Source organism: Opitutaceae bacterium TAV5 (genome assembly GCA_000242935.3).
Taxonomy (GTDB): domain Bacteria; phylum Verrucomicrobiota; class Verrucomicrobiia; order Opitutales; family Opitutaceae; genus Geminisphaera.
Genome location: CP007053.1, coordinates 1,144,402 through 1,170,555 on the forward strand (window position 1 = coordinate 1,144,402; position 26,154 = coordinate 1,170,555).

The window sequence follows — 26,154 nt, forward strand, 5'->3', positions numbered from 1 at the left end:
AGGAAACGACGTAGACGCCTGCGCCGCTCCATCATACCGCCGCCGCGACGCCGCACAGCGACCCCTGTAGCTGCGAACGTAAGTTCGCAGCTACGCTACGGCTACGGGCACGGCGGGTCCCGCTGCTACCGCGTCAGCCACCGCGCCGCCGCCTGGGCGCGCAGGCAAAGCTCGGCCGCCTTGAAGGTGTGACGCTGCGTCATCGCCTTCTCGGTGCGGTTGAGCACATCGAGGATCAGCTCGCCGAAGAAACGGAATCCGACCTTGCCCGCCACCTGCAGGTGATGCTCGCCCTTCCCGTCCACGAGATAGACATGATCCCCCGTCTTCTCGCGCCCCACATCGAGGTACTTGCGCAACTCGATGTAGCCCTCCGTCCCGAGAATCGTCATGCGGCCGTCGCCCCAGGTGCCGAGACCGTCGGGTGTAAACCAGTCCACGCGGATATAATTGGTGGCGCCGTTGTCGCCGACGAGGTTGGCCTCGCCGAAGTCCTCAAGCTCGGGCTTGTCGGGGTTGGCGTAGTTGCCCACCGCCGCATTGGTCACGGTCGCATCCGTCGCGCCCGTGAAGGTCAGAAATTGCTCGAACTGGTGGCTGCCGATGTCGCACAGGATGCCGCCGTACTGCTCCTTTTTGAAAAACCAGTCGGGACGGCTCGCCTTGTTCAGGCGATGCGGGCCGAGGCCGATCACCTGGATGACGCGGCCGATCACCCCCTGCTGCACCAGGTCGGTGGCGTACATGGCCGACTCGACGTGCAGACGCTCGCTGAAATACACGGCGTACTTGCGGCCGGTGCGGGCGACGGTGGCCTTGGCCTGGTCGAGCTGGTCGAGCGTGGTGAACGGTGTCTTGTCCGTAAAATAGTCCTTGCCCGCCTCCATGACGCGGCAGCCGATCGGCCCGCGGACGTTGGGCACCGCGGCGGCGGCCACGAGCTTCACCTCGGGGTCGTCGAGAATCTCGTCGAGCGAGCGCGCCGCCTTCGCCTGCGGGAAGCGGGCACGCAGGTCCTCCACCTTTTTGGCATCGGGATCGTAGATCCATTTCAGCACGCCGCCGGCCTCGCTGAGGCCGTTGCACTGGCCGTTGATATGACCGTGATCGAGGTGAGCCGCCGCAAAGACAAATTCACCGGCCTTGACGACCGGACTCGGTTTGCCTTGGGGAGCGTAGTTCATGCCATCGGATTTCTGGTGGGACATGGTGCGAAAAAAGTTTCACCTCCAGCAAACGTCGAGGGCGAAAAAGGCGCGAGCAACCCCCGCCTGCAAACAGTCTCACCGGAATGGCACACGAACCCGGACCGGGCGCGGAGGGGGAGCCCACGAAACACACGAAAAGACACGAAAATCAGGCAGCCGGATTTCTTCGTATTTTTTTCGTGTCCTTTCGTGTGTTTCGTGGGCTCTCTCCGATTCGTATCAACAAAAAGCCCCGGATCGGGAAACCCGGTTCCGGGGCTTTTGCACCGCCTGCGGGATAACCCCGGGCGGGAATGAAATGGCAGGGAATTATTTCAGGATCACGATATCGACGCGGCGATCCTGCGCCGCGGTGGCGGCGTCGGCATTCTCGACGGCCTCGAGATCGCCTTTCGAGATCACTTCGATGCGGGAAGGAGACACGCCGAGATCCTGGAGATACTGGCGGACGGAAGACGCGCGACGGTCGCCGAGGCCGAGATTGTACTCGGCCGTGCCGCGCCAGTCGCAACGGCCTTCGAGGAGAACACGGTCGTTGGGGTTGGCGTCGAGGTGCTGCTTGGCGGCCTGGACCTTGCCGCGCTCCTCGGCGCGGATCGCCGACTGGTCAAAGGCGAAATAGACCGGCTGGAACTGGCCGCGGATCTCGCCGCCGGGGGCAAAGGTGTTCGGGTTGTCGGTGAGCAGGGAACCCGTATCTGCTACTTGTGAAGACGGATTGTACGGCGTCAGCGGGCCACCGGAAATATCGGTCGGATTGAGGTAGCCGTTTCCGCTGTTCAATCCGGACGATGTTCCCACCCCCTGGCCGAGAACAGTGGAGCCCGGATCGGGGCGAACCGGTTTTTTCTTGCAGCCTGCCGCGAAAAGCACGGCAGAGCCAGCAGCGATAAAAAGAGCCTTGCGGAGGAGAACGTTCATGGCGGGAAAGAAAAAGATGGGGATGACGTTAATGGGCACAGCCCGAGGGTGGACAAGCTATTTAAGAAGGTTGCAGAAAATACCATGCTCCGCGCACCTCGCAACCGGACAGGCACATTTGGGCATTTTTCGAGTCCCGCTCCTCCCGTCACCCCGAAACCGCCATCAATTGGCGAATAACCGGCTATTGGCAGAACCGGATAAATATGCGAACGTAGGCGTTTCATATGAAATCCGTCCTCGATTTCAAGGCCCGCAAGGGCGGCGCTCCCATTACCATGTCCACCGCCTACACCCACTGGGAGGCCCGCCTCGTCGCCGACTCGCCGGTCGATTGTGTGCTCGTGGGTGACAGCGTGGCAGGCGTGGTCGACGGCGAAGCCACCACCTTCTCCGCCACACCCGAAATCATCGCTCGCCACACGGCCGCCGTCGCCCGCGGGCTCGGCGGGCCGGATGGGCCGGGCGCTCAAAAGCTGCTGATCGCCGATTTCCCGTTTCTGGCCGCCTGCAAGGGAATCCCGGCTGCCGTGGACTGCGCCGCCCTCCTGCTCCGCTCCGGCGCTCACGCCGTCAAGATCGAGGGCGTGGACGGTCACGAGGACGTGATCCGCCACCTCGTGCAATCCGGCGTGCCGGTGATCGGCCACCTCGGGCTCACTCCGCAATCCGTCAACGCCATGGGCGGCTACAAGGTCCAGGGCCGCGGCGGCGCCGCCGGCGCCGACCTGCTCCGCCAGGCCCGTGCCGTGGAGGCCGCCGGCTGCTTCGGCCTCGTCCTCGAGTGCGTGCCCGCCGCGCTCGGCCGCGAGATCACCGCCGCCCTCGCCATCCCGACCATCGGCATCGGCGCCGGGCCCGACACCGACGGCCAGGTGCTGGTGTTTCACGACCTGCTCGGGCTCACGCCCGGCTTCCGGCCAAAGTTCGTCCGCCCCTTCGCGCAAGGTGGCCAGGTGGTTGCCGCCGGGCTCGCCGCCTTTGCCGCCGCCGTCGGCGACCGTAGTTTTCCCTCCGATACCGAAAGTTATCACTGACACCACCCACCCATCCCTCCGCATGAATACGCGAACCAGCTCCCCGTTCCCGTCCGCCACCGCCTCCGCGCCGCGCCCTGCCGCCGCCTCGCCGGCCACGGCCAGTCCGTTTACCGCCAGCCCGTTTGCGGCCGTCGCTCCCGGAGCTGCCAATGCTCCCGGGACCGCAGCCACGGCAGCCGCCGTCCCGGCTGCGCCCGAAAAGCGCAAGTCGCGCATCCTCTTCGCCCTCACCGGCTCCATCGCCTGCTACAAGGCCTGCTTCGCCATCTCCAAACTCGTGCAGGCCGGCTACGAAGTGCGCACGGTGGCCACGCCCGCCGCGCTGCAGTTCGTGGGCAATGCCACGCTCGAAGGGCTCACCGGGCAACCCGTTTACAGCGATTTCTGGCAGCCCGGCCGCGCCATGGATCATATCGATCTCGCCCGCTGGGCCGACCTCGCGATTGTCTGCCCGGCCACGGCCAACACCATCAACCGCCTCGCCGCCGGCCTCGCCGACGACGCCATCGGCCCGCTCTTTCTCGCGTGGGAAATCCGCAAAAAACCGTGGTGGATCGCGCCGGCGATGAATGTCGTCATGTATCAGAATCGCATTACCCAGGCCTCGCTGCGCAAGCTCGCCGATCTCGGCGCGCGCGTCCTCGGCACCGGCACCGGCGCGCTCGCCTGCGGCGAGGAAGGCCCCGGCCGCCTGCTCGAACCGGACGAAATCGTCACGCAGATCCAGGTGCATTTCTCGCCGACCGCTCCGGCCCGCGACCCCCGGCATATTGCGTGAGCCGGCCCGCGCGGGCCGGGAGAGTTTGAAGTTGGAAGTTGGAAATTTGAAGTTGGTCATCAACCGCCAGCGCAATTCGTAACCAATTACCAACTACAAACTGCCAACTACCAGTTTCAAACTTCAAACTACCAACTTCAAACCACCACCTCGTGAAAATCCTCGTCACCTCCGGAGCCACGCGCGAGCCGATCGATGCGGTGCGTTTTGTGTCCAACATCAGCAGCGGGGCGACCGGCGCCGCCCTCGCCGATGCGCTCGCCGCCCGCGGCCATGCCGTGACGCTGCTCCACGGCGAGGGCGCCGTGCTGCCGCGCACCGTCGCCGACACGCGCCGCTTCGGCTCCACCGCCGACCTGCGCGCCCGCCTGCGCGCCCTGCTCGGCGCCGGCGACTGCGACGCCGTCATCCAGTGCGCCGCCGTCTCCGACTACCGGCCCGACACCGTGGAGGCGGGCAAACTCACCTCGCGCGCCGACGAGATGATCCTCCGTCTCGTCCCCACGCCCAAGCTCCTCCCCGAGCTCCGCAGCTACGCGCCTCCCGGCGGCCGCCCGCTCTTCGTGATCGGATTCAAGCTCACCGCCGGCGCCGACGAGGCCGCCCAGGCGCAGGCCGTCGCCCGGCTCTTTGCGGCGGGCACGGTCGACGCTGTCATCCACAACGACACCGCCACGCTCGGCCAGGGCGCCGCCCGCCCCTTCCATGCCTGGCGCAACGCCCGCACCCCGCCCGAGACGCTCGCCGGGCAGGCCGCCCTCGCCGGGTGGATTGACCGTGAACTGGAGCGGCACGCCGGTCGAAAATCCCGGTAAAATTCCCGTTGACGCCCTTCCGGGAGACCCTTTGCTGGACCGCCTTTCCCTTGGCAAGATAGCTCAGTTGGTAGAGCAGGTGACTGAAAATCACCGTGTCCTCGGTTCGATTCCGAGTCTTGCCACCACTCTTTTACGAAAAAACCCGCGTTTCCGGAAAACGGACGCGGGTTTTTGTTGCACGGAGCGGCGGCATTCGTGCCGCTGCTGACGACGCGAAGCGTCGCCGGATTGGTGGTGTGGCACCCTTGAAGGGGCGAGACGCTGCCGCGTCTCGTCGCAGCGGCACGAATGCCGCCGCTCCATCGGCTTGCAGACCTCGCCCTCCCTCTCAGAACGTGTGCGTCACCAGCCCCGAGCGCAGCTTCGGCTCGAACCAGGTGCTTTTCGGCGGCATGATCTGGCCGGCGTCGGCGATGTCCATAAGCTGGTCGATCGTCACCGGATACATCGAAAACGCCACCCCGCCTTCGGCATCGACGCGTTTCACGAGTTCACCCGTGCCGCGGATGCCGCCGACAAAATCGACGCGCTTGCTCGTGCGCGGATCGTCGATCCCGAGCAGCGGCGCGAGCAGCCTGTCCTGGAGCACGCTCACATCGAGACGCGACACCGGGTCCGCATCCGGCGCGGCGGCGCAACGCAGCCCGTACCACTTTCCGCCCAGATACATGCTCACCTTGCCCACCGCATCCGGCGACGGCGCGGCGCCCTCCTCGAGCCCGAAGGTCGCCTTCACCTCGGCGAGAAACGCCTCCGGCATGCGTCCGTTCAGGTCGGCGACGATGCGGTTGTAGGGCAAGATCTTCAGTTCGCTGGCCGGGAACAGCACGCAGAGGAACCCGTTGTAATCCTCGGCGCCGGTGTGCTGCGGGTTGCGTTCGCGCCGCAGCCGGGCCACGCGCGCCGCACTGGCGGCGCGGTGATGGCCATCGGCGATGTAGGTGAGCGGCACGGCCGCAAAGGCCTGCACGACATCCGCCCCGCCCTCGATCCGCCAGACGGTGTGCCGGATGCCGTCGGGCGCGGTGAAATCGTAGACCGGCTTCGTCTTCACGGTGGCATCGACGATCGCCGTGACGGCGGCCTCGTCGCGGTAGGTGAGGAACACCGGGCCGGTGTTGGCGCCGAGCGTGTCGATCAGTTTTGTCCGGTCGTCCTCCTTGTCCTTGCGGGTCTTCTCGTGCTTCCTGATGAGTTCGGCGTCGTAATCCTCGACGTTGCAGAGTGCGACGACGCCGCGTTGCACGTGCTCACCCATTTGCTGCTGATAGATGTAAACGGCGGGACCCTTTTCGCGGACGAGCACGCCATCCGCCTGGAGTTTGAGAAAGTTTTCGCGGGCCTTTGCGTAAACGGCGTCGCTGTACGGATCCGTGCCGGCGGGCAGGTCGATCTCGGCGCGGTCGACATGGAGCAGGCTGCGCGGCTTGCCGGCGGCGAGCGCGGCGGCCTCGGCGGCGTTGACGACGTCGTACGGGACGCAGGCCACTTCTTCGACATGTTGCGGGAGCGGGACGAGACCCTGAAAAGCACGGATACGCATAAAACCGGTGATGCAAACGCCCGCCGCCGCCACCGTCAAGCGGAGCGACGTCCCCCGCCGTTCTCCCCTCCGCCGGGCGGCTCCTCCCCTCTGCCCGTGGCGTAGCCTCACGCCATCCCGCCGGCACATCCGGTGCTGGTTTTCACGGGTCGGTCAAAAGCCGCCCGCGGAGAATCTCTCCCCGGCAGGGGCCGGCCATTTTCCTGCGTTTCTCACTTTTCCGCTTCACCCGCCTCCAGACATGCCACTCCCGCTTCACCTCCTGCGCCTGTCCGCTTTCCTTTTCACAGGGCTGACGCTCGCCGCCCAGCCCTACGAGGCCGGCGGGACTTACTACGGGCGCCAGAACTACATCGAGTACCGCGCCGGCAATCTCCCCCTGATTCTCACCACCGGTCACGGAGGCGACCGTACTCCGGCGGAGATTCCCGACCGCACCTGGGGCACCCTGGTCACCGACACCAACACCCGCGAGCTCGCCATCGCCTGCTACGACGAGATCGTAGCCCGCACCGGCCGCTACCCGCATCTCGTCATCTCCCACCTCAACCGCACCAAGCTCGACCCCAACCGCGACATCGTCGAGGGCGCCCAGGGCAACGCCCCGGCGGAGCAGGCCTGGAACGAGTTTCACAACTTCATCGCCGCCGCCCGCGCCTCCGCCGAATCCGCATACGGATTCGGCCACGTCATGGATATCCACGGCCACGGACACACCATCGGTCGCCTCGAACTCGGCTATGCCCTCGGCGCCAGCCAGCTCAACCGGACCGATGCCGTGCTCAACAATCCCGGCTACGCCTGGATGAGCACCTTCCGCACGCTGGCGCTCCTGCGGCCCGGCGTGCCGTTTTCCGACCTGATCCGCGGCGAGCGCAGCCTCGGGGATCTCTTCAACCTGCGCAGCGTTCCCGCCTGGCCCTCACCCCAGTACCCCGTCATCGGCGACGAGCTTTTCTTCGACGGCGGCTACATCGTCCGCAGCCATACCTGCCTCCTCGACAACAGCACCGTCAACGGCGTGCAGATCGAGACCCACTACGGCGTCCGCAGCTCCGCCTCCACCCGCGCCACCTTCGCCTCCCGCTTCGCCAACGTCCTCCAGCCGTATCTCTGGTACAACTACGGATTCGACCTCGGCACGATTTCCCTCGCCCGCATCACGCCCCCTGCCAACAGCCTGCTCGTTCGCGGCGGCGGCAGCCTCGCGCTCACCGTCAGGCGCACCGGCTATCTCGGCCTCTCCAGCACGCTCGCGCTCTCTTTCGGCGGCACCGCCGTCCGGGGCGCGGGCGGCGACTACACCGCCTCGGTCTCCACGCTCTATTTCCCCGCCGACGAGGACACCGCCACCCTCACCCTCGCGCCCGCTGCCGCCGGCCCCGTATTCGGCGACCGCACCCTCGAAATCGCCCTCGCGCCGAGCGCCACCCAGAGCGCCGATCTCACCCCGCTGGTGCTCACCCTGAGCGACGGCCTCAGCCAGATCGTACGAGTCTCGTCGCCCGCCGGCTCTGTCGCCGAACCGGCCGGCGCCGTCACCTTCCGCCTCACCCGCACCCGGACCGACGACACCCTCACCGTGCCTCTCGCCTGGTCCGGCACCGCCATCACCGGCACCGATTACGAGGATCCTCCCGCCACGGCCGTCTTCCCCGCCGGGGCGGACAGCGTCGATGTCACCGTGCCGCTCGTCAACGACGGCCGCGCGGAACCGGACAAGACCCTCGTCCTCTCGATCGGCACCCCTTCCGCAGGCCTCGCCGGCCATCCCTCGTCCGCCAGCGTCCGCCTGCTCGACGACGACCGCCCCGCCGGCCTCGCCCTCTGGCTGCGCGGCGATCTCGACGGCAACATCGCGCCCGACAGTTCCGACTACCGCCGCCACGCCACCACCCTGCCCGCCAACGGCCCCTCCTCGAACGGCCCCGTCCCGTCCGCAACCGACGGAGACGACTCGCCCGCCATCGTCTTCGACGGCGTCGACGACACCCTCGCCCTGCCCCGCTTCACCCTCGATCCCGACGGCGCCTTTACCCTCGCCTTTCACTTCCGTCTCGATGCCGGCGGCACGATCAGCAGCAAAAACCTCTTTTCGTACGGCACCCGCGGAGAATCCGGCTCGCTCCATCTCTACCTCGCCACCACCAACGTCGCCAACGGCACCGTCTCGCTCCGCACCAGCCTGGGCGGCCTCTCCGCCAACGCCCTCGACGTGCCCCTCACCAGCCCGCAAACGTGGCAGGACGGCGTCTGGCGCCACTACGCCCTCGCCGTTGCGGCGGACGGTTCGGCCCGCGTCTACATCGACGGCCAACTCATGCGCACCGCCACCGGTCGCTCCGGCCGGCTTTCCCCGGACGAACTGGCCTGGTTTGGCTGGAGGCCGGCGTCGGGCAACTCCACCAGCTTCCTCGCCGGCACCTTGCGCGACATCCGGCTCTACGACCACGCCCTCCCCGCAACCGGCATCCCCGCCCTCGCCACCGGCCGCCAGACCTGGGCCGGATGGCTTGCCGAAAAGTATCCGGACACCACCTCCCTGCCGTCCGTGGAACCCGCCGATGGCGACCTCTCCCCGCTGCTCCGTTACGCGCTCGGCGGCGACCCAGTCCGGGCGACTCCCCTTCCCGGTTACAAGGTCTGGCTGGAAAACGACCGCCTGCGCCTGCGCTTCCTGCGCGAGACCACGGCCTCCGATCTTTCCTGGACAGTCGAGGCCTCCGCCGACGCGGCCGGCCCCTGGACGCCTCTCGCCCGTCGTACCTCTTCGGATACAGACTGGCAGGTGCTTGCAGCCGGCGCCTCCGTGACCGAATCCGGCGGCCGGGTTGTCGTCACCGACAGCGTCTCCGCCGGCAGCCTCCCCCGCCGCTTCCTCCGCGTGGTCGTCGCCGTATCCGGGACGACCACCGCCAGCGTGGCCACCACCCCGGCCGGCATGATGTCGTTTTCTGTCCCCGCTCCGCTTCCCGGGCAGGCGGAGTCCTGGGCTTACAACGCCATTTCGCTGGCCAAGCCGGTCTCGGCCAGCGGCCGCATCTCCGCCATCACGGTGCGAGATGGTCTCACCCTTCTGACCGACGACACCGCCGGCTGGTCCGATAACAGCTACAACTCCGCCCCCGGATCCCGTTACTCCACCCATTATCTCGAGCTGGTCACCGGTCCCGCCCGCGGAATGATCGCCGACATCGTCGCCACATCGGGCGCGGAGCATACCCTCACCCTTGACGGCGACCTCGGAAATGCGGACCTCGCCGGCAGCATTTACCGGATTCGTGAACACTGGACACTCGCCAATCTTTTCGGAGCCGACAATCCTCCCGGCCTGAGCCGCGGCTCCATCCTGAATGCCGACCTGGTCAGCCTCTGGTCAGGCAGCTCGTATAATGTTTTCTATTACAGAGAAACTTCCACCGGCCAGGGTTGGCGCAATGCGGCCAATGTTTCTGTAAACGAATCGGGCGTCGTCATCTACCCCGACCAAGGCGTGTTTTTCACTCGTCGCGGCTCCACGGCCCTGCATCTCCGCTATGTCGGCGAAATTCGTCACGAACCGTTTTCCGTGCGGATCGAACCCGGATTCAACCTCATATCGGCCCTGGCTGCCCGCGACATCACGCTGGCCGAATCCGGCCTGTTCACCGGCTCTCCGGAAACCGGCCTGAAAGCGGGGGCGACGGTCACGGCCGACACCGTCGCCGTGTGGGACGGAGCCTCTTTTCAGGTCTATTATGTAAGATCGACCGCAGCCGGACTTCAGGGCTGGCGCCGGGCAGACAACGTTTCCATCGACGCCTCCGGCGCCCTGATCCCTGCCGGCGCGGCGATCATCATCACGCGCCAGCCCGATCTCTCCGGCTTCTTCTGGAACCGGCCCGACATTCAGTAACACAAAAATAACTACACATGAAAACATCCGCCTTCTTTTTTCTGAAAACAGGCCTGTTACTTGCCGGTCTCCTTTACGCTCTTTCCGCGCAGGCCCAAATCAACGTCTTCTGGGGAAACTCTGCCGAAACCGTCATGATCGTCGACTCCTCCGGAAACGCGATGCCGGAAGGCTCCCTCATTTATCTCGGTATTTTTTCCGAAAATACGGACTTCGGCGAACACGGAACCGACCTGACCTACCTTCTGGATCATTTCACCCTGCTGGCGAGTTCGGCCATCGGAGACGGCGGTTATGACGGCATTGACGGCTATTTTTCTGCGAGTGCTATTCTTTCCGAAACAAGCACGCAGCTCAGCTACTGGATCTTCAATTCCGGCGACATCGCCAGCGCCACCGAATGGAGCGTGACGAGCAGCGCATTGTGGACCACGCCCGCCAGCATACAAAGCATCCTGACAACGGATCTCGGCCAGCTCACGACCGGCGATGTTCTTGTCGGCATCCTCGACGTCGCGAACGGCCTCCTCAAGACCGCCGCAGGCTCCGCCGTTCCCGAGCCGTTCGCCTTCGCGGCGCTGGCGGGACTGGCCGGCCTGGCCTTTGCCGCCGCCCGGCGCAAGCCCGGGTCACAGGTATGACGCAGGATATACGCCGGCCTGCTTCGACGCGCTAGTGCTGTTCCCGGTACCACGCCAGCGTCTCGGCCAGACCACGGTCGAGATCGTAGCCCGGCGTCCAGCCGGCGGCGAGGAGCTTTTCGGCGGAGGCCCGCGAATGCCGGACGTCGCCGGGCCGGGGCGCTTCGTGGACGATGCGGCTGGCGCTGCCGGTCTGCGCAATGATGCGCTGCGCCAGTTCCAGAATCGTCAGGCTGCCGCCGTAACCGACATTAAAAACGCCCGTCAGCCCCGCCGTCCGGGCAGCGAAGAGATTGGCCGCCACCACGTCGCGCACGTAAACGAAATCGCGCGTCTGGCCGCCGTCACCGTGGATCGCCACCGGCTGGCCGGCGAGCGCGCGGCGGATGAAGATCGGCACGGCCGCCGCGTAGGCGCTGTTCGGGTTCTGGCGCGGACCGAAGACGTTGAAATACCGCAGGCTCGCCGTCTCGATGCGGCCGGCGGCGGCGAAGAGCGCGCAGTAATATTCGCCGTCGAGCTTGGTGATCGCGTAGGGGCTTTTCGGGGCCGGGCGCATGTCCTCGCGCTTGGGCACTTCGGGATCGTCGCCGTAAATCGCGGCGGAGCTGGAAAGCACGAGCTTGCGCGCGCCGGCGGCGGCCGCCTCCTCCAGGACCGTGAGCAGGCCGGTGACGTTGAGCGTCACGCATTCGTGGATACGCTCCATCGACTCGGGCACGCTGACGAGCGCGGCGAGGTGAAACACGGCGTCGCAGCCCTGCACCGCGTCGCGTACCGTCGCCCGGTCGGTGATGCAGCCGCGCACCAGCCGCACACCGGGTGCGGGCAAACCGGCGAGGTTGTCCGGACTGCCGGTGCGGAAATTGTCGAGCACCACGACTTCCGTGCCGGCTTCGAGCAGCGTGCGGACGAGGTGCCCGCCGATAAAACCGGCGCCGCCGGTGACGAGGGCTTTGCGAAGGCGGGGAGAGATGGATGACATAGAGCGGTTCAAATAAAACTGTAGTCGTTTTTTAACCACGGATTTCGCGGATTATCACGGATTCAAACCATGCCTTGCCGCTTCCTCCTTATCCGTGTGCATCCGTGATATCCGTGGTTCTGTTTTCAGGATCCTGTACGGCTACAATTTTTAAAAAAATGCTTTAAAGAGATTTTAAAAAAATGTTTTTGAACAGAAGCCTGATTGCCCGCGGGGCGCGGGAATGCCGGGATCAACGTGTGATAAAGGAATTTAAAAATTGAACAGAAGATAACGAAGGGAACGAAGATTCGCTGGAGGCTGGCAGGGAGGTTAAGCGAAAGAAATATTTTCTGTTTTGGAAAAAACCACGGATCCGGGATGGGTTACGAGAACCGGAATATCTTTGTTCCCTTCGTTATCTTCTGTTCAATTATCAGAGGGCTCCTTCAGCTTTCCCCACGTTTCCCCGATGATCTGCCGGAACGCATCGGCCTGCGCCTCGAGGCTGCGCAGGAGAGCGAACTGGTTGCGGGCGCGGTCGAGGTTGTGATGCGGGCGTTTCGTTTTGAAATAGACGTCGCCTTGCAGGTAGTCCGTGAGGAAACGGATGCCGACCTCGTACGTCATGACCTGGCCGCCGGTCACGAGGTGGGCGCGTTCGGTGTCGTTGAGCGCCGCGCCGGCTCCGGCGAGAAAACCTTCGGCGAGCGCGACAAAAATTTCCGGGCGGGCGACCACGAGCGCGAGATCCGTCTCGTCTTCCAGGGCGGCGTTGGTCGCGGTGCGCACCATGTCGCCGAAATCGTAGAGCGAAAGGCCGGGCATGACCGTATCCAGATCGATCACACAGACGCCCTCGCCGGTGGCGTTGTCGAGCATGACGTTGTTGAGCTTGGTGTCGTTGTGCGTGACGCGCTCCGGCACGAGGCCGGCGGCGAGCAGGTCGGTGAGGCGGCGCGAGAGCGGTTCGCGGCTGCGGGCAAAGGCGATTTCTTCCGCGACCGAAGCGGCGCGCCCGGCGGTGTCGGCGGCGATGGCGGCTTCCAGCGCGGCGTAGCGGCGGGGCGTGTCGTGAAACCCGGGGATCGTCTCGCGCAGACGCCCGCCAGGCAGATCGGCGAGCAGGCGCTGGAATTCCCCGAACGCGCAGGCGGCGGTGCGCGCCTGGGCGGGCGTTTCGATCTTGTCGTAAGTGAGCGCGTTTTCGATGAACAGGTAGGCGCGCCACCAGGCTCCGTAGTCGTCGCGCACATACGGCCGGCCGTCGCGTCCGGGGACGACCGTGAGCGCGCGACGCGAGGCGTCGGCCGCGCCGCCGGCGGCCAGGCGCGCCTGCTGGTGGGTGGTGACGCGCGTGATGTTGTCCATCAGCGCCGGGACGTCGGTGAAGATGCGGTGGTTGATCCGCTGCCAGATGTAGCGGACCGGCGCGCCGGCCTGCGAAACGGTCACGGCAAACGTGTCGTTGATGTGACCCGATCCGTACGGGACGGCGGCCACCACTTCTCCATAAAGTGCGAAGCGGTGACCGAGGGTCGCGAATCCGGAAAGCGGCGGGAGGGTGGTAGCGGACATGGTGATTTCCTCAGTGCCACAGCGGCGACGGGTAATCGTCCGCGGCGACGAGCGCGGCGATGGAGGCCTGCACGCGGGGTTTGTCCTCGCGGTAAGTGACGCCGAACCACTGGCTCCCGGTCGGCAGCACCCGCACGCGGGCGGAGCCGGCGCGGAGCAGGTCGTTGACGGCGAAAGGCAGATAAAACTCGGTTTTTTCGTCGCCACCGTGTTTTTGGAGAAACGTTCGCCAGCACGCGTCGAGTTGCGGCAGGAAGGCCGGCGTGAAACCCCAGCAGTTCATCGACACGATGGTCGCGGGCCTGTACTTCGCATCCGCCCCCGGGCCGACCTCGGCCGCCAGAATGCCGGTGTGCTCCTCGATCCCGGCAAGCAGCCCGTGTGTATCCACCTCGCAAACACCGCGCGAGACGGCGCCGTGCTCGGACAGCGTGTTGGCCAGGGAAAAACCCACCATCGCGTATTCGGGCGGTGTCGCCGTCGCCGCCCCGGCGGCCCGCAGGAAGGCGGCGAGACGGGCGAACGAGTCGGCGCCGTAAAAATCGTCGGCGTTGACCACCGCAAATGCGTCGTCCCCCAGCGCCTCGCGCGCGCACCACACCGCGTGACCGGTGCCCCAGGGTTTGGTCCTGCCGGCGGGAACCGTGTGGCCGGCGGGCAACGCGTCGAGCGACTGAAACACGTAGTCCACCCGGATGCTTCCGGCAAAACGCGCGCCGACCGATGCGCGAAACGCCTCCTCGAAATCGCGCCGGATGACGAACAGCACGCGGTCGAAGCCCGCGCGAATCGCGTCGTACACCGAATAATCGAGCACCGTTTCGCCGGCCGGCCCCATGGGATCGACCTGCTTGAGCCCGCCGTAACGGGAACCCATGCCCGCGGCCAGAACGAGGAGAGTGAGTTGCATGGACGCATTGGAAACATATGGAGACCTTGTTTGCAACAAAAAATCATGTTGCATATTCGCAACAGACCTGTTGGCTGTTTCACGTTCTTCGGCGGCCTGTCCGCCTCCCGCTTTTCCAATCCGATGCCGGCTCCCGCTCAAAAATCGAAATCCCGTCAGCGTCTCGAAACGCATGTGCGCGCCTGCATGGAGAGCGAAACATGGCCCGTGGACCAGCCGTTGCCGACCACGCGCGAGCTGGCGAAAAAATTCGGTCTCTCCGCGGCCACCGCCTTTCGCCTGCTCCAGCGGCTGGCGCAGGAGGGGCAGGTCTGGCAGCACAGCAGCGGCCGTTTCTACAAGGTCGCCGCGCAGCTGCTGCTCGACCGTCCGCGCCCGGTGGCGTGCCTGATCCGGCGGCTGGAGCTGTGCAGCGCGCTCTACCGCGAATTGCTCGAAGGCATCAGCGCGGGTTCGGGCGAGGCGCGGCGGGCGATGCTGCTCTGGCACGACGACGTGCTCGTCAACCATCCCGATCCGGCAAAACCGCCGGTCTTCGCGGGAGCGGCGGCGCAGCGGTTGCTGCTCGACGGTTTTCTGGAACGGCACGGCGCCGATGCGGGCGGCTTCGTGCTCGATCACCTCTGGGCGGACGCCGTCCTGAAACGCGCCGCCGCCCGGCTCGCGCCCGGCGTGCTTCTCTTCCGCCAGGCGCCGGCGGGCGTGGCGCTCTCCAACGTGCGCGCCGATTTCGGAGCGGCGGCCACGCAGGCGCTCGCGCACCTGTCGGGGCGCGGTTTCGACCGGATCGTGCCGGTGTCGCCCTTCGACGGCGACCCGGCGGTGGACGAGTTTTTCGGCGCGCTGGAAAAGGAGGCGCGCGCGCTCGGTTGCGAGGAACGGCTCGCCCCCCGGGTCCACGCCCGCACGCCGGAGGAACAGGCCGCGCTCGTCGCCGCGCTGCCGAAGAAAAAACGCACAGCGCTGATTGTCCCCGAGGACCATGTGGCGGCGAGCCTGCACGCGCTCGCGGTCGCGGCGGGGCGCGCCTGCCCGGAGGCAGTCGGCGTGCTTTCCGTCATGGGCACCGATGTCGGCAAGGCCGCCGGCCTGAGCTGCCTCGGCTTCGATTTTCGCGCCATGGGCCGGGCGGCGGTCTCCCTGCTCGGCGAACCGGAGCCGCGCAGCGTCGTTTTCCCCCCGGTGCTCACGCTCGGCGGCACGACGTAACGCGAAAATTCCAAGCCCTTCAATAGCCACAAAAAACACCAAGGAACACGCCGCGCATGAAACCCTCCATCGCGCTTATGAGCGCACGGGAGATTCGCGCCGGGCAGAAGGAAATTGTGTGTTTCTTGTGGCCCTTCCTCCCGTTCCGGAACCGGAGAACAATCACAAAAAGGAATCTCCAGAAATTGAACAGAAGGCAACAAAGGGAACGAAGAACAACCAAGGACATTCATCATTCATTTTTATACAACCTGCTTACAATAAATAACTTTTAATTTAAAAATCCTCTTTGTTTCATCTTCGTTGCCTTCGTTTCCTTCCGTTCAAAAACGAATTTTCAGAACCTCCCCAAAGGTAATACCCGGGTGCAGGACCGAAAATTCCCGTTGCCCCTCCCCTGCCCTTTCGCGAGCGTGGGCCTTTCGTTTTTCCATCACCATGCTCAACGCCTCGCCGCTCAAGACACTCGATCCGGAAATCCATTCGGCCATCTCGGCCGAGTTTGCCCGCCAGCAAAGCCACATCGAGCTCATCGCCTCGGAAAATTTCACCTGCCCGGCCGTCATGGAGGCCCAGGGCAGCGTGCTCACCAACAAGTACGCCGAGGGTTATCCCGGAAAACGCTGGTACGGCGGCTGCGAGTTCGTGGACAAGGTCGAGCAGCTCGCCATCGACCGCGCCAAAAAACTCTTCGGTGCCGAGCACGCCAACGTGCAGCCGCACTCCGGTTCGCAGGCCAACTTCGCCGTCTACACCGCCGTCCTCCAGCCCGGCGACAAGATCCTCGGCATGAACCTCAGCCACGGCGGACACCTCACGCACGGCAACCCGGCCAACTTCTCCGGCAAGCTCTACAATTTCGTCCAGTACGGCGTCCGCGAGGACACCGGCCTCATCGACTACGACGAGCTCGCCGCCATCGCCGCCCGCGAGCAGCCGAAGATGATCACCGTCGGCGCCAGCGCCTACTCGCGCATCATCGACTTCGCCCGCATGGGCGAGATCGCCCGCTCCGTCGGCGCGTACCTGTTTGCCGACATCGCGCACATCGCCGGTCTCGTCGCCACCGGCGTCCATCCGTCGCCCGTCGCCCATGCCGACTTCGTGACGACCACCACGCACAAGACCCTGCGCGGACCGCGGGGCGGCCTCATCCTCTGCAAGGCCGCGCACGCCAAGGCCATCGACTCCGCCGTGTTCCCCGGCGGCCAGGGCGGCCCTCTCATGCACGTCATCGCCGCCAAGGCGGTGTGCTTCGCCGAGGCGCTGAAACCCGAGTTCAAGACCTACACGCAGCAACTCGTGAAAAACACGCAGGCGCTCGCCGCCGCCTTCGCGAAACGCGGCTACAAGATCGTTTCCGGCGGCACCGACAATCACCTGTTCCTCCTCGACCTCCGGCACAACCTGCCCGAACTCACCGCCAAAAAGGCGCAGGAGACGCTCGATCTCGCGCACATCACGCTCAACAAAAACACCGTGCCTTTCGAGACGCGCTCGCCCTTCCAGGCGTCCGGCATCCGCATCGGCGGCGCGGCCGTGACCACGCGCGGACTCGGCGAAGCCGACATGGATGAAATCGCCGCGGCCATCGACACGGTCCTGAAAGCCATCGACACCGACGGCCAGGCCGCCGCCATCGACGACGCGAAAGCCCGCATCGCCAGGCTCACCGCGAAGTACCCGCTGCCGTACACGCTCTGATCCGCGTGTGGCGATAAAAGGGGCACGGCCATCCTGGCCGTGGACGGCGTTCCACGCCGCCTTCCGCAACACGGGCAGGATGCTCGTGCCACACCGGAATCATGCCAGGCCGGTTCCCCTCGCCGGGACGGCCTGTCGCCGGATCAGTTCAGCGGCGGAGCCTTGAACACGCCGGGCGGCATTTTTTTGACGGTCACGAAACGGGCCCGGAAAAGTTCGTCCAGTTTCTCGCGCACGGGCGCAGGGACGCGGGCGACGAGGTCATCGAGCGGCGGCAGGGTGCGCGGGTCCGCGGCCTCCTCGCGGCGGGCAAGGTCGCGGGCAGAGACGCCGGTGGCGGTTTCGCCGCGCGAACGCAGTTCGGAGAGCATCGCCGCCTCGGCCGCGGCATCGGGCAGCGGAGCGCCGTCGTCGTCGGAGGCAGGCATGGGCATCGCGCCGCCGATGTCATCGGTGACAGAACCGGAGTCATGACCGGAACCGGCGAACGCCGACGCGGCGAACGCGGCATCCTCGTCATAGCCTTCGGCATCGCTGTCGCTGTTGACGCCGTTGCCGCTCGCGGACGAGGCAACTCCGGCCGCACCGGCGGGGGCTTTGTCGACAAAGCGGAGGGCGCGTTTTTCGCCGGCGGCGGCGGCGGAGTCGTGGCGGGCGTTGGCGGCGGCGACGAGCGCGAAGGCCTGGCTGGCGGCTTCGGCCGTGGCGGCGCCATCGGCGAGGGCCGCGAGGAGCCGCCCCTCAAGCTGCGTGATCAGGGCTTTTTTTTTTCGTCGCCGGCGGCGGCGCCTGCGGGGTCCGGCGCGGCTTCGGCGAGCGCGGCGAGTTCCCGGATCAGCGAATCGATGGCGCGGCTGCGGCTGGATTCGACGGCCTTGAGGAGCGTGACCTCGAAATTGATCTTGTCGGAGAGGCCGAGTTTCACGCTGCCCTCGCCTTCGCGCAGGGCATCGAGCAGGCGCGTGACCTGCTCGGTCGTCATGGGAACGTTGCCGAGCCGCGTGGTGCGGCCGTTGTTGGCGATGGCATCGAGCAGCGCCTGGCGGATTTCGCCCTGAAGATCATGCAGGAGGCGGACGAGGTCGCGGCCGTTGGCGTCGCAATCCTCGACAATGCGGACGAGCTCCTGGTGGTTGCCGGCGGCGATGGCGCCGGCGAGCGCGGCGATCTGCTCGGCGGAAACGAGGCCGTACACATCGAGGACGTCGGCCTCGCCGATTTCCGCGCCGCAGAAGGAAATCATCTGGTCGAAGATCGACTGCGCGTCGCGCATGCCGCCGTCGGCCATGCGGGCGATGCAGGCAAGGGCTTCGGGCGTGGCGCTGATTTTTTCTTCGGCGCCGATCTGCGCGAGGCGCTTGATGATGAGTTCGTCGGGGATCGGCTTCAGGTCGAAACGCTGGCAGCGCGAGAGGATCGTCGGGAGGACCTTCTGGACGTCGGTGGTGGCGAACACGAATTTCACGTGCTCGGGCGGCTCTTCGAGTGTCTTGAGCAGCGCGTTGAACGCGGCCGTCGAGAGCATGTGCACCTCGTCGATGATGTAGATCTTGAACTTGCCCTGGGTGGGCGCGTAGCGGACGTCGTCGCGGAGGTCGCGGATCTGGTCGACGGAGTTGTTGGAAGCGCCGTCGATTTCGATGACATCCATGGAGGTGCCGTCGGTGATGGACTTGACGGCGGGATCGGCCGGGTCGAAGTCGGCTTTGGGACCACCGGTGCAATTGAGGGCCTTGGCGAAGATGCGGGCGGTGGAGGTCTTGCCCGTGCCGCGCGGGCCGACGAAGAGGTAGGCGTGCGCGATGCGGTTGCGCGCGATGGCGTTCTTCAGCGTGCGCACGACATGGTCTTGTCCGACGACGTCGTCAAATGTCTGGGGGCGCCATTTGCGGGCGATAACCTGATAACCGTTGTTCGACACAGGGTCGTTTTTCAGGGAGCCGGCGGCGCGGTGCAAGCCCAAGCACCCTGGCGAGGGGTGAAGAAGTAAGGGAGCATCCGGAAATTCATTTTTGAACAGAAGGAAACAAAGGTAACGAAGATAAAAACAAAGAAGACTTCAGACGAGAAGTTATTTACTATAAGAGAGTTAAACAGGAGTGAACGGTAAGCGTCCCTGGTTGTTCTTCGTTCTCTTCGTTGCCTTCTGTTCAATTTTCAGAAGTTCCCTTGATTCTTGATCAGCCGCTTACGGCGCGGGGCCCCAGCGTTTCGTGAAGGGGTAATAGATCATCAGCGGACGGCCGACGATATCCTTGGCCGGAACCGTGCCCCAGTAACGGCCATCGAGGCTGTTGGCGGAGTTGTCACCCATGGCCATGTAGCGGTCGGGTTCGACGGTGAACGTCTGGCCGACGCCGAAGTATTTTTCGTTGCGATAACCGGGATAGTCCTCGGCCTGGCGGGCATTTTTGTCGAAGGCCGGTGAACCGGTGATCGGAGCGCCGTTGCGGTAAAGCGTGTGGTCGCGGATCTCCAGCTTGTCGCCAGGAAGGCCGACGAGCCGCTTGATGTAGTACTGGTCGGTCGGCGTGCCGGGCGCCTGGTAGGAATGGAGCTCGGCGAGGTGATCGGTCCGGAAAACAAAACCGTCGCCCACCCCCGGGCGGACGAAGTGGTAACTGACGCGATCCACGAAAAGCTGGTCGCCGGTGAGGATGTCGAACGAGAGCAGACGCTGGCCGGCCCGGACGGTCTTGCCGGTGCGGAGAGCGAGCTGGCCGTTGGAGAGTTTCACGACTTTGCCGGCCTGCGCCGGGTCGTTGAGAATTTCGCGCAGGAGGCGGTGGTCATCCGGGAAAAAGGCGTCGCGGATCACCTGGCTGAAATCGAAATCGCCAGGCACGGTGACGGTGGCGGGCGTCAGGCGTTCGCCGCCGACGAGGAGGGCGTATTCGCGATTTTGCGCCGGGAAGACGAGCCAGTTGCGGCCACTGACCGCGCGCGACTCGGGCTGGCCGTTCATGGCGAGCGGGACGAGGACTTCGCCCGAGGCCGGAGCGTCGATCCGGCGCGGGCGCGAGCCGGTGAGGACGAGGTTGGCAAACTTGCCGACCGGGCCGGGCTCGTCGGCGGGCGAGGCGTACACCTGGCCGGTCATCCCGTAGTAGCTCGGCCACATGGAATTGGTCGGGATCTTGAAAGGCTGCACGATGTAGGTGCGGATGCCGAGGATGACGATCGCGGCGACGAGGAAGAACTCGACGTTCTCGACGAGGCCGGACTTGGGGTAATGGGTGCCGCCGGCGCGCTTGAGCACGGGTTCGAGGGCCTCGATCGCGACCTTGAGCCTGGCGGCGTCGACGCGTTTTTTCAGGGCGTCGCGCAAGGCGGCGGCCTTGGCCTGGAGGTCGGCGAGGACGGGGGTTTCGAGGATATCGCGCCGGTAGTGGTAGATCTTGTCCGCCAGCTCGAGCCAGTTGGCGGCGTGCTTGCGCATCTTTTTTTCTTCGGAAAGGAACAGGCTGAACATGGATGGGTCGTTGGAAGGACGGAAGGTGTGGGAAGGCGGAAGGTTAAAGGCGTGCTTCTTTAACCACGGATGTCACGGATTTTCACGGATAAAGAACAAACATGATCGGTTAGCGAACAACACGTTTCCATTGCAGGTCTGCGTGTTTGAAATTGAGGAGCAACGCCAGCTTGAGGCCACTGATGGCGAGATAGCCGATCACCTGCGCTTGATCTGTCGGGGTGAAATCATCTTTCACCTTGGGATCTGCAATGACAAGTTCATCGACGATCATGTCGGGAATGAGCGTATCGATGAGAATCCCATCATAAAAAACATCGTGGCGTTTTTGCTGATTCACCTGGTGGCCGCGTTTACGTAATTCGATAACGAGCGCGTTTTCATAGGCTTTTTCACTCAGCCCAGGTTTAAGCGTATTCAGTACCGTCATCGCCGATCCTATAATGGCTTTGCTGATTTCAGAATGGATCAGGCTGCCGGTACTCATGGTTGGATAATCTGGTGGCATTCGGAGATGCCTTTGACCACGGATGAAAGATTGTGCAGATGGAAGGGTCTGCGGGACAGATTCTTATCTGTGTTAATCCGTGCGATCCGTGGTTCATCTGGTTTTTGAGGACTTGGATGAAAACAGGGAACCGCCGATGCGCCACATGATTTTCCCTGAAATTGCACACGGGAATGCTGAAATTCGCGGAAACCAACGGAGAGAGGTTTTGCTTTCAGGCAGAAAATTCCAGAGACCGCCGGAAAGGTCACCGGGAACACAGGGCTCCGGCACAGAGAACACCGCGGCCAGAACGACTCCACAAAACTCCCCTCATGCCCCAATCACCTTCAATCCAGTTAATTACTTCCCTATGGAACAGGATCATTTTGAATAAACCGCTAAAGGTCGCTAACGGACGCTAAAGACCGGACAATCGGAAAAAATCCGGTTTAGCGTCCGTTAGCGACCTTTAGCGGTCTCTCTCTTCGGTTGGGCTCTGCCGCTCCTTATGCTGCAGGCTCCTTCCCGGTTCGTTATTTTTGGTTCCTGACGACGCCAGCGGTTTGCTCCTTCGAAGCCGGCTGCCATGAACCGGACGGGCTTCGGATGAACTCGGCCGCACCTGGAGTCTCCAGTTGGAGGGACAGGAAGTCGGTGGACAGGGTTTTGCCGTTCAGGCCGACCGTGGAGGGCGCGCCATCGGAATCCAGCAGCGCATAAGCGAAGCTTCCTTCGAGTCCGGCCGAGTCTCCGAGCCAGACCATGCAAGTTTGTTTCCCGTCGGAAAGCCGGAGACGACCGGGAGCTTCCAACACGGCGGTGAAAGCATCGGGCGACTCGTCGCCTGCCTGTATGCACGCAGCGGTGACGAAGAAATGGTTTTCCACTTTGGGGGAATCAAGGGCGACGTGAAAACCGCGCCGCTGCGGACGCGATGGTTTTTGCGGGTAGAGTTCCGTCTCGACAATGGTGGGGGCGATGGACCGCCTGGCGACGGTCCCCAGCGAGTGGAGGACGAGTTGCGCGGGACCATTCCGGAAGAGCACCCGGTGTTCATCCAGGGCGACCGGCTCGCGGTCTCCGTGCAGCCGGAATTGATACGTATGCGGCTTGGCGGAACGCAGGTCGTCGAGAATCACCAGAAAGCGACCTTGGATAAGCATGAGATGGCGGTTGACACGCTCCATCGCGAAATCCGGCACATCGTAGGCATCGGCGAAGACCGCCGTGGCGGCGGCCACACGCGGAGTGAGCCAGGTGTCGCGAAGGTGGATCTTGTTGTATTTCGGATACCGCTCGATCGGGAAGGTGCCCCACGCCGTGCCGCCGCGCGCCTGGCCGACGCCGTCGATGAGGAGGGAGTTGTGATCGGCGGTTTCTTTCTTCCCGGTGTAGCCGGTGTCGTTGGCGAGAAAGACTCCCTTGGCAAAAAGGATGAAGGAGCCGGCATCGGGATGCGCGTGGCCGAGGGATGGTTTCCACTCGGGGTGGCCGGGAAGCAGTTCTCCCACCCGATGACCGGCAGGAGGACCGGATTTGAACGCGATGGCAGTGGCATCGGGATCGAACCAGTCGTTGCGCCAGTGGATGATATCCATGTCGGGAAAATAATGATACGGCGGGCGCGTGGCATAACCCTGCTCGGCGTCGTCCGGGAAGGGTTTTTCCTGCCAGAGCAGGCTGAAGGCGGAGTCAATGGGGATGTTGATGTCGGCGCGCGCCTTTTTCTGGCGGGCGATAAAGGCGGCAAGCAACGGGTCTTGTGTGCTCTGCAAGATCGCCATGGCGGGGAAATGTTTCACGCCGCTGGTGAGGGTGTGCCACGGGAGTTCGTAGCCTTTCTGGGCAGTGACGCCGTCGCCGTTGACGCGGGGCCCCCAGTCGCCGAAATCAAAAACGAAGCGTGGATGGGGAAGAAACATGTGGGCCAGGAACAACCCCGCGTCGCGAAAGGGCGGCTCGGCAAAAAGATCGCGTCCGGTGGAACCCTTCAGGGCAAGGGCATAGGCGGCGGGGAACTGCATGGTGTAGCTCCAGTAGGAAGGCCCCTCGAAAAACCAGCCGTCGTGAGCGATGGCGGCGAGGCAGCGATGGGTGAGATTCGTTGAAAAAATTCCCCATTCGCGCGCGGCCGGATGTTCATCCACGATGGCAAGCGAGGCGATGGCGAGGCCGCAAACGGGGATGATGAGATGGTTTTGTTCGTAGGCGAAGCTCTTGCGCCAGACGAGGTCCGCGTGAAGTTGCGCGGCCTGGGCGATAAGGGTTTTGCGAAGGAGCGCCTCGAAGCCGGGATCGAAGGCGCCGTGCAGGGTGTCGTAGGCGAAGGAGAGTCCGAAGAGGATGTGTCCGGCGGTGAGTCCCTGGCCGCCGCCGAGGTTTTTGGTGACGATGATCTGGTAGCCTTCGAGCGCGGGTTGCCAGTCTTGCAGCAGGTGTTTGCGGAGGGCCTCGTCACCGGTGACGCGCCAGGCAGCGGCAACGTGGCAGAGGTCAAAAATAATCTGTTGTTGGCGCGGCAGGGAGGCGGTATCCAGGAGCACGCGACCGAAAGGCGGTTTGGGCAGGAAGCGGGCAAAGAATTTCGGGTCGTCGCGATGCTGTTTTCGGGCGGCTTCGATTTCGGCCGCGTCCGTGAAGAGGCGCGGATGAACGCCGACTTTTGAGGGTGCCAGGGCGAAATCGCCGATGTGGAGAGCGGCGAGATTTTCCTTGGCGGAAGGAGCCCCGGAAACGGGAAGCGCGGCCAGAAAAGCTCCTGCTGTCATGATCAATGGATACAATGAGATGGAGGACATGATGAATCGAAAAATCGAGGCGGAGGGGGGGACGTGACGGAATTACTCCACCTTCACGGGGGCGACGTGCCAGTCGAAGTAGAGATGCATGCGGACGTTGCCGAGCGGTGGTTCGGGCAGGTAGTTAGAGCCACTCCGAATCTTTCTGTCGACGTCCCGGATGGCCCATTCTTTGCTCGGACTGTATTCGGCAAGCTTCACGAACGAAATCGGGTAAGGTGGTTTGTTTTCTTCGCTGCCGTTGCCAAAGGGATTTGCGAGCAGATTCCCTTTGGCCGAAGAACCGATTTGTGTGCAAACCATGTAAACAAATGTGTCGATGCCCATGCCTTCCGACACGCGTTGGCGCTCGTAGGCCCGATTCTTAAGAGCAGGAGACACGTAGGTCGTGGCGGTCGGCTCGGGATCACTCAAATAAGGCCAGAGAAAATAGCCGAGATATCGTCTGTTATTAGTGGAGTAACCCGGCATCTGGCCGATATTGAGATTTCCGGGAAGGCGACCTTGGCGGTCGTCGTTGACATAGGCGGCGATGGCAAGCCCGACGGAGCGAAGACTGGCGATCGTGGAGGTGCGCTCCGCCATGGAGCGCGCCTTGCCCAGCGTCACCAGAAGGATGGCACTGAGGACGCCAATGATGGCAACAACGGTCAGCAGTTCGATCAACGTGAAAGCGCGAACGGAGCGTAAGGTGGGGCGGTTCATAACGCGAGGGGCGGGGGGAGGATTTGAATTGCTTAACGGGTGGAACGACGGCGGCAAACGCAACAAGCGGCAAGCGCAGCCACGATAGCGAGAACGGAGGCGACGGAGGCAGGTTCGGGAATGACGGAGTTCAACACGACGCTGACCGAACCGTTGTCATAGGAAAACATGCCCGTCCAGCCAGCGTTGGCAATCGTCCATCCGTCGACTCCGGGATCGGAGGCAAGGCCGGTGATGATGCCGGAATAAACAACTCCGGCTTGGGCCCCTTCGCTGATGTTGTCGAAGAAGATGGACTGGTCGCTGGCAAAGCTCCAGATGCCGCCGGTGCGAGCGATAGAGGAGTGAGCGCCGCCAGCGCCCAAGGCCAGCCGGATCGTGGAGCCGCTCTGGAAGGTAACGTCGTTGGCGATGGTGAGGACGCTGTTAAGCGTCTCTCCGTCCCCGCCAATCAGGGTTCCGCCGGAATCGACGATGATCGCGTTGCCCGCCGCAAGGGCGACGATTCCGGTGCCGCCAAACGTGCCGCTGTTTTTCACCGCAACTTCGCCGGTGCCGACTCCGCTGCCGCTGGCGTTGGCAACGAGGAGCGCCCCCTCCTCGACGGTTGTGCCGCCGCTGTAGGTGTTGGCGTTGGAGAGGATTTGGGTGCCTGTGCCTGTTTTCTCTATGGTGAGTGAGTTCGTCGCGCCGCCGTTTTCGATTTTTCCGTTGTAGTTTTTGGTGCCGCTTCCGAGAGCAATTTTGAGCGTGCTCGACTTGTTTGCACTAGCGGAGGCCACTCGAATGACTCCGGTTCCTGATCCCGTGATGCCGCCAACGGTGAGCGCGGTGGCGGTGCCATCGGGTCCCGCATGCAGCCCAACGGTGCCTGCGTTATCCAAGCCGCCCGCCAGCGTGGCATTGAGGACGTATAAAGGAAGCGTAGCACTGCTTGAAGTCACGCTCGTTACGCCAGAGACGTACAGGGAGGTGAGTGGATTGGGACTGGAACCAAAGGCGATGGAACCGCCGTTGAGTGTGACGGAACTGGTGGTGACGTTGAAGACGGTGGTCGCGAGAGCATTGTCATTCCGGATAACCAGCGTGCCCGAACCCGATTTGATCAAACCGCCAGCGCCGATTGTCAGTTGCGACTGCCCGCCAGTGCCCCGAAGCGTCCATGCGGAGCCGATGTCCATGCTGTAAACGGACTTTTCACCATTGACGAGTGCGGCACCCGTTTTAAGCGGCGTCCCGATGGTGTCGCCTTCGCCGGGCGTGCCGTTCGGTGACCAATTGGCGGCGGTGTCCCAACTGGAGGAGGTGGCGGCATTATCCCATTGGTAGGTGGTGGCCGCGAGGTTGAGCGTTGAAGCGGCAAGGAGCAGAGGCAGGAGGAGTTTGTGCTTTTTCATATTGGGTGGTGGTTGCAGGTTGGAGTGTATTGGGGAAATAATTACCTTAATTGATATGGTGGTATGTGTGGGGAGGGAGAGAA

General features: G+C 64.0%; 21 protein-coding genes and 1 tRNA gene. 8 read left to right on the top strand and 14 right to left on the bottom strand.

Annotated elements, in window-relative coordinates; all coding sequences use genetic code 11:
* Positions 1-125: 125 nt before the first annotated feature.
* Positions 126-1,208 carry an oxidoreductase gene (locus OPIT5_05375; GenBank protein ID AHF89744.1) on the bottom strand — a complete coding sequence of 361 codons (1,083 nt, stop codon included), beginning with the start codon at positions 1,206-1,208 and terminating at the stop codon, positions 126-128.
* A gap of 309 nt (positions 1,209-1,517) precedes the next feature.
* Complete coding sequence (locus OPIT5_05380) at positions 1,518-2,168, bottom strand: OmpA/MotB (protein AHF89745.1); 651 nt, start codon at positions 2,166-2,168, stop codon at positions 1,518-1,520.
* 188 nt (positions 2,169-2,356) lie between these two features.
* Between OPIT5_05380 and OPIT5_05385 the strand changes: the two genes are divergently transcribed.
* From OPIT5_05385 to OPIT5_05400, 4 genes are all read left to right on the top strand, one after another.
* Complete coding sequence (locus OPIT5_05385) at positions 2,357-3,166, top strand: 3-methyl-2-oxobutanoate hydroxymethyltransferase (protein AHF89746.1); 810 nt, start codon at positions 2,357-2,359, stop codon at positions 3,164-3,166.
* A 22-nt stretch (positions 3,167-3,188) separates the two neighbouring features.
* Positions 3,189-3,947, top strand: a complete 759-nt coding sequence (locus OPIT5_05390) for a phosphopantothenoylcysteine decarboxylase (GenBank protein ID AHF89747.1) — start codon at positions 3,189-3,191, stop codon at positions 3,945-3,947.
* Between the two features lie 152 nt (positions 3,948-4,099).
* A complete protein-coding gene (locus tag OPIT5_05395) occupies positions 4,100-4,762 on the top strand; it encodes a DNA/pantothenate metabolism flavoprotein (protein AHF89748.1) in 663 nt (220 codons plus the stop codon).
* 52 nt (positions 4,763-4,814) lie between these two features.
* Positions 4,815-4,890: transfer RNA gene (locus OPIT5_05400), tRNA-Phe, on the top strand.
* Positions 4,891-5,093: 203 nt separating this feature from the next.
* Here OPIT5_05400 and OPIT5_05405 read toward each other — a convergent pair.
* Positions 5,094-6,308, bottom strand: coding sequence for a SpoOJ/ParA/ParB/repB family protein (locus tag OPIT5_05405; GenBank protein AHF89749.1), 1,215 nt, complete (start codon positions 6,306-6,308; stop codon positions 5,094-5,096).
* Positions 6,309-6,318: 10 nt separating this feature from the next.
* On the opposite strand from OPIT5_05405, the gene OPIT5_05410 reads away from it, so the two are divergent.
* Together OPIT5_05410 and OPIT5_05415 are read left to right on the top strand one after the other, a co-directional pair.
* Positions 6,319-10,203, top strand: a complete 3,885-nt coding sequence (locus OPIT5_05410) for an N-formylglutamate amidohydrolase (protein ID AHF89750.1) — start codon at positions 6,319-6,321, stop codon at positions 10,201-10,203.
* A 17-nt stretch (positions 10,204-10,220) separates the two neighbouring features.
* Positions 10,221-10,844, top strand: coding sequence for a hypothetical protein (locus OPIT5_05415; GenBank protein ID AHF94104.1), 624 nt, complete (start codon positions 10,221-10,223; stop codon positions 10,842-10,844).
* A gap of 31 nt (positions 10,845-10,875) precedes the next feature.
* On the opposite strand, the gene OPIT5_05420 is transcribed toward OPIT5_05415, so the two are convergent.
* From OPIT5_05420 to OPIT5_05430, 3 genes are all read right to left on the bottom strand, one after another.
* Positions 10,876-11,829 carry a Vi polysaccharide biosynthesis protein vipB/tviC gene (locus OPIT5_05420; GenBank protein ID AHF89751.1) on the bottom strand — a complete coding sequence of 318 codons (954 nt, stop codon included), beginning with the start codon at positions 11,827-11,829 and terminating at the stop codon, positions 10,876-10,878.
* Positions 11,830-12,237: 408 nt separating this feature from the next.
* The gene (locus tag OPIT5_05425; protein AHF89752.1) at positions 12,238-13,386 is read right to left on the bottom strand and encodes an aminoglycoside phosphotransferase; all 1,149 of its coding nucleotides are present in this window, start codon (positions 13,384-13,386) and stop codon (positions 12,238-12,240) included.
* A gap of 10 nt (positions 13,387-13,396) precedes the next feature.
* Positions 13,397-14,296, bottom strand: coding sequence for a nucleotidyltransferase (locus OPIT5_05430; protein ID AHF89753.1), 900 nt, complete (start codon positions 14,294-14,296; stop codon positions 13,397-13,399).
* 45 nt (positions 14,297-14,341) lie between these two features.
* On the opposite strand from OPIT5_05430, the gene OPIT5_05435 reads away from it, so the two are divergent.
* Entirely contained in the window at positions 14,342-15,505 is a 1,164-nt protein-coding gene (locus OPIT5_05435; protein ID AHF89754.1) for a transcriptional regulator, read from the top strand.
* A 323-nt stretch (positions 15,506-15,828) separates the two neighbouring features.
* Here the strand turns inward: OPIT5_05435 and OPIT5_05440 are convergent, their stop codons facing one another.
* Positions 15,829-15,945, bottom strand: a complete 117-nt coding sequence (locus OPIT5_05440; GenBank protein AHF94105.1) for a hypothetical protein — start codon at positions 15,943-15,945, stop codon at positions 15,829-15,831.
* Between OPIT5_05440 and glyA the strand changes: the two genes are divergently transcribed.
* A complete protein-coding gene (gene glyA, locus OPIT5_05445) occupies positions 15,944-17,209 on the top strand; it encodes a serine hydroxymethyltransferase (GenBank protein ID AHF89755.1) in 1,266 nt (421 codons plus the stop codon). The two genes, OPIT5_05440 and glyA, sit on opposite strands and share 2 nt — an antisense overlap.
* A gap of 143 nt (positions 17,210-17,352) precedes the next feature.
* Here glyA and OPIT5_05450 read toward each other — a convergent pair whose 3' ends face one another.
* From OPIT5_05450 to OPIT5_05480, 7 genes are all read right to left on the bottom strand, one after another.
* Positions 17,353-17,637 (bottom strand): hypothetical protein, encoded by a 285-nt coding sequence (locus OPIT5_05450; GenBank protein ID AHF89756.1) that lies wholly within the window; start codon positions 17,635-17,637, stop codon positions 17,353-17,355.
* A 326-nt stretch (positions 17,638-17,963) separates the two neighbouring features.
* Positions 17,964-19,130: a DNA polymerase III subunit gamma/tau gene (locus OPIT5_05455; GenBank protein ID AHF89757.1), complete on the bottom strand. Its 1,167-nt coding sequence runs from the start codon at positions 19,128-19,130 to the stop codon at positions 17,964-17,966.
* A gap of 267 nt (positions 19,131-19,397) precedes the next feature.
* On the bottom strand, positions 19,398-20,681 hold the full coding sequence (locus tag OPIT5_05460) for a signal peptidase (protein ID AHF89758.1): 1,284 nt from the start codon (positions 20,679-20,681) through the stop codon (positions 19,398-19,400).
* Between the two features lie 109 nt (positions 20,682-20,790).
* Entirely contained in the window at positions 20,791-21,168 is a 378-nt protein-coding gene (locus OPIT5_05465; GenBank protein AHF89759.1) for a hypothetical protein, read from the bottom strand.
* Between the two features lie 536 nt (positions 21,169-21,704).
* Complete coding sequence (locus tag OPIT5_05470; GenBank protein ID AHF89760.1) at positions 21,705-23,969, bottom strand: Heparinase II/III family protein; 2,265 nt, start codon at positions 23,967-23,969, stop codon at positions 21,705-21,707.
* Positions 23,970-24,011: 42 nt separating this feature from the next.
* Positions 24,012-24,674, bottom strand: coding sequence for an N-terminal cleavage protein (locus OPIT5_05475; protein AHF89761.1), 663 nt, complete (start codon positions 24,672-24,674; stop codon positions 24,012-24,014).
* Positions 24,675-24,706: 32 nt separating this feature from the next.
* Entirely contained in the window at positions 24,707-26,071 is a 1,365-nt protein-coding gene (locus OPIT5_05480) for an autotransporter (GenBank protein ID AHF89762.1), read from the bottom strand.
* Positions 26,072-26,154: the final 83 nt, after the last annotated feature.

Coding starts and splice junctions, on each gene's coding strand:
- OPIT5_05375 (AHF89744.1), bottom strand. CDS start 1,208: ATGTCCCACCAGAAATCCGATGGCATGAACTACGCTCCCCAAGGCAAA.
- OPIT5_05385 (AHF89746.1), top strand. CDS start 2,357: ATGAAATCCGTCCTCGATTTCAAGGCCCGCAAGGGCGGCGCTCCCATT.
- OPIT5_05390 (AHF89747.1), top strand. CDS start 3,189: ATGAATACGCGAACCAGCTCCCCGTTCCCGTCCGCCACCGCCTCCGCG.
- OPIT5_05405 (AHF89749.1), bottom strand. CDS start 6,308: ATGCGTATCCGTGCTTTTCAGGGTCTCGTCCCGCTCCCGCAACATGTC.
- OPIT5_05410 (AHF89750.1), top strand. CDS start 6,319: ATGCAAACGCCCGCCGCCGCCACCGTCAAGCGGAGCGACGTCCCCCGC.
- OPIT5_05415 (AHF94104.1), top strand. CDS start 10,221: ATGAAAACATCCGCCTTCTTTTTTCTGAAAACAGGCCTGTTACTTGCC.
- OPIT5_05420 (AHF89751.1), bottom strand. CDS start 11,829: ATGTCATCCATCTCTCCCCGCCTTCGCAAAGCCCTCGTCACCGGCGGC.
- OPIT5_05425 (AHF89752.1), bottom strand. CDS start 13,386: ATGTCCGCTACCACCCTCCCGCCGCTTTCCGGATTCGCGACCCTCGGT.
- OPIT5_05430 (AHF89753.1), bottom strand. CDS start 14,296: ATGCAACTCACTCTCCTCGTTCTGGCCGCGGGCATGGGTTCCCGTTAC.
- OPIT5_05435 (AHF89754.1), top strand. CDS start 14,342: ATGTTGCATATTCGCAACAGACCTGTTGGCTGTTTCACGTTCTTCGGC.
- glyA (AHF89755.1), top strand. CDS start 15,944: ATGCTCAACGCCTCGCCGCTCAAGACACTCGATCCGGAAATCCATTCG.
- OPIT5_05440 (AHF94105.1), bottom strand. CDS start 15,945: ATGGTGATGGAAAAACGAAAGGCCCACGCTCGCGAAAGGGCAGGGGAG.
- OPIT5_05450 (AHF89756.1), bottom strand. CDS start 17,637: ATGCCTGCCTCCGACGACGACGGCGCTCCGCTGCCCGATGCCGCGGCC.
- OPIT5_05460 (AHF89758.1), bottom strand. CDS start 20,681: ATGTTCAGCCTGTTCCTTTCCGAAGAAAAAAAGATGCGCAAGCACGCC.
- OPIT5_05465 (AHF89759.1), bottom strand. CDS start 21,168: ATGAGTACCGGCAGCCTGATCCATTCTGAAATCAGCAAAGCCATTATA.
- OPIT5_05470 (AHF89760.1), bottom strand. CDS start 23,969: ATGTCCTCCATCTCATTGTATCCATTGATCATGACAGCAGGAGCTTTT.
- OPIT5_05475 (AHF89761.1), bottom strand. CDS start 24,674: ATGAACCGCCCCACCTTACGCTCCGTTCGCGCTTTCACGTTGATCGAA.
- OPIT5_05480 (AHF89762.1), bottom strand. CDS start 26,071: ATGAAAAAGCACAAACTCCTCCTGCCTCTGCTCCTTGCCGCTTCAACG.